Annotated in this window: 2 protein-coding genes and 1 pseudogene; 1 reads left to right on the top strand and 2 read right to left on the bottom strand. The window is 64.3% G+C overall.

Going from position 1 to position 2,718, the window contains the following annotated elements; all coding sequences use genetic code 11:
* A pseudogene (locus AB0G13_RS34485) lies at positions 1-228 on the bottom strand (hypothetical protein); the annotation flags it as partial.
* Positions 229-547: 319 nt separating this feature from the next.
* On the opposite strand from AB0G13_RS34485, the gene AB0G13_RS34480 reads away from it, so the two are divergent.
* A complete protein-coding gene (locus tag AB0G13_RS34480) occupies positions 548-1,126 on the top strand; it encodes an HD domain-containing protein (RefSeq protein WP_357883832.1) in 579 nt (192 codons plus the stop codon).
* Positions 1,127-1,800: 674 nt separating this feature from the next.
* Here AB0G13_RS34480 and AB0G13_RS34475 read toward each other — a convergent pair.
* The gene (locus AB0G13_RS34475; protein WP_357883829.1) at positions 1,801-2,439 is read right to left on the bottom strand and encodes an NUDIX domain-containing protein; all 639 of its coding nucleotides are present in this window, start codon (positions 2,437-2,439) and stop codon (positions 1,801-1,803) included.
* Positions 2,440-2,718: the final 279 nt, after the last annotated feature.

Raw genomic sequence — 2,718 nt, 5'->3', positions numbered from 1 at the left:
CTGTTCCAGCAGGTCGATGCCGACGGTGTTGTCGCTGGCGCTGGCGGCGGTGACGACGACCGCGAGGAGCAGGCCGAGAGTGTCGGTGACGATGCGCAGGTCATGGCTGGCGGTACGTCCGCCGATCCCGGCGTCGGTACGTGCCTGCCGCCAGGCGGTCAACCGTGGTGCGATCAGCGCCCAGCGGGCGTCGGACAGGTCGGAGGGGTAGGCAGGTCGCTCGGCCATGCCGCAGGTCTACTGTGGACGAGGCGTGGTGGATCGCACATGCAGTCCGACTTCCCGGCGCTTTTCTGAACCAGACACGTTCTGCGGAGCGAACCTGGCATATCGATGCGGGATCAGTTGCGCCAAATGGTGACGACATCCGCAACGCGGCCACTCTGCTGAGCCGGCATTCGCTTGACCGAATCCGGCCAAGCGTGAATAGACAAGATCAAAACGCCCAGTTAGACAGTGACCAGATCTCCGCGCAGTCCCGGCAGGAACTAGCCTCTATCGTCTACAGCCTGCGGGCTGACGGAATCACCGGCACAGGGACGGGCAAATGACCGACGACCACGACGCCGCCGGAGCGATGAGCTTCATCTTCGAAGCCGGCGTCCTCAAACGCGCCGCCCGCACCGGCTGGTGGTTCGCCGGCGTCAAGCACCCCGAGTCCATCGCCGAACACTCCTTCCGGACCGCGCTCCTCGGAATGGTGCTCGCCGCCATGGAAGGTGTCGACCCGGCCAGGGTTTCGATGCTGTGCGTGCTGCACGACACCCAGGAAACCCGGATCACCGACATCCCGCACATCGCCAAGCGTTACCTCACCGCCGTACCCAACACCGCCGTCACCGCCGACCAAGTCGCCACCTGTCCCCCAGCCGTCGTCGACGTCATCACCGCCGCCGTCGCCGAATACGAAGCGGGCGAGACGCTGGAAGCCGTCGTCGCTCGCGACGCCGACAAGCTGGAATGCCTCGTCCAAGCCGTTGAGTACCGCCATCAGGGCATCGACAACGTCGAACGTTGGATCGACAGCTCACGAGCGGCGCTCAAGACCGCGAGCGCCCACCGCCTGGCCGACGCCGCCCTCAGCGGACAACCCCTCGCCTGGCTCACTCCCCCGCCGACGGAGTAAGCCTTCAACACTTGGCGTTGTATTGATCAAGGCTTGGGGCATAGTCGACCAAAGTAGACGACTTGGCCTTTGAACTGCTGTTACGCCTGGCATTGATGGTCAGCAGTGGGCGCAACGGGTTGCCCTCTGACGGCCTGGAGACGGCATGATCTTGACCACCGACTCCTTGACCAGGGCAACCAACAAGGCCACCTGAACGGGCCTGAAGCATCGGCTGAGCTGCTGAGACGATCCGACAGCGTCCCGACGCGTCCACGGGTGTCCGTCGTGATCGTCACTGAGATTGTCACTCACTGGCTCCGGGCCGCCCCTGCTCTGCTCCACCAGGACCCACCGCTGCATTGGGCAGACGTCTGGCGCGCAACGCCTTCAATCAAGCGCCTACCATCTAGCCTCGTGGAGGGGTTGTTCTGGATGGTCGCCATGCCACTCTGCGGCCTGCTGGGTTGTCTGGCTCCATGCGCCGTCCTAGCGGCGTTGGCCACCTGGCCCAAGAAGGGCGACCGTGGGTAGGTGGCCCCTCGCTTGTAAGTTCTGGGCGCTCCGTCCGGCCTCGTCCGGGCATGTCTATGACGTCGGGCGTTAGTCCGCCGCCGGCTGCCCTCGACTCGCGCTGTTCGGCCCTGTTGCTGTCACCGTTGCTGTCGACAGCAACAGGGCTGGCTGCCCGAGCCTCAGCCGTCGAACTCAGGTCCGAACGCCGCTACCGTCTGCACCCGCACCAGGAGGTACTGAAGTGGAAGTCCCTTGGCCGCAGCCTGCCTCGCGTAGTCGGCGGCGTCGCGCTCGGCTTCGGCACGGTTGTAGTCCGAGTCCGCGTAGGTGTCACCGAACTTGACCATTTCGGCGCTCGAATGATCGAACTGCATGATCATGAGATGCGTGGACGACAATGCGCTTCGCTGGACACTGGGCTGGTGACCCCGCATCGCCTCCACCACCGCCGTGCGTACGGGTTCGTGGATGAGCGGAGGCAACTCCTCCGGCCGGAACCAACGGATCTCGTCATGCTCATCGGGAGCGGCGTTTGTTGGTGTCCCCTCCCACTCATCGACAATCCAGGCACTGAAGCGCACGGATTCCTCTCCGCGGCCTACCTCCAGCCGACACAGGTGGACCGCCGAGCCTGTTGTTATCCGCACGCCCAGTTCCTCGCGCATTTCCCTGGCGAGCGCGGCCATCTCTGTCTCGCCTGCATCGATGTGTCCGCCGGGCAGATCCCACACGTCCGGGTAGACAGGGCGGTTCGGACTTCGGTGGACGAGCAGGACTCGACCTTCGCGAACCAACGCCGCGGTGACGATCTCAGGCATGGGCGGGATTGTGGCATGACCAACCGACCAAGAACGTCCACGACTGCCTCGATGAGGTACGCCACAGCGTCGTGAGGAACTACCCCGTAAGACCTCACCAGATGATCCACGGCTCTGTGTCGTGCATGTCATGAGCCTTCAGCACGGACTACAGATAAGGAGTGAGCGTATCCGTGCCCCGCCAGCCATCCCGATGCTCCTATGGAGGTCAAGGGGTGAGGGCGGCGAAGTCTGCGCGTAGGGCGGTGTAGACGTCGCGGACGATGTAGCGCTTGAGGC

Origin of the sequence: Micromonospora sp. NPDC023633 (genome assembly GCF_040640035.1) — a bacterium.
In the GTDB taxonomy this organism is placed as follows: domain Bacteria; phylum Actinomycetota; class Actinomycetes; order Mycobacteriales; family Micromonosporaceae; genus Micromonospora.
This window is presented reverse-complemented; position numbering and strand designations above follow the sequence as displayed.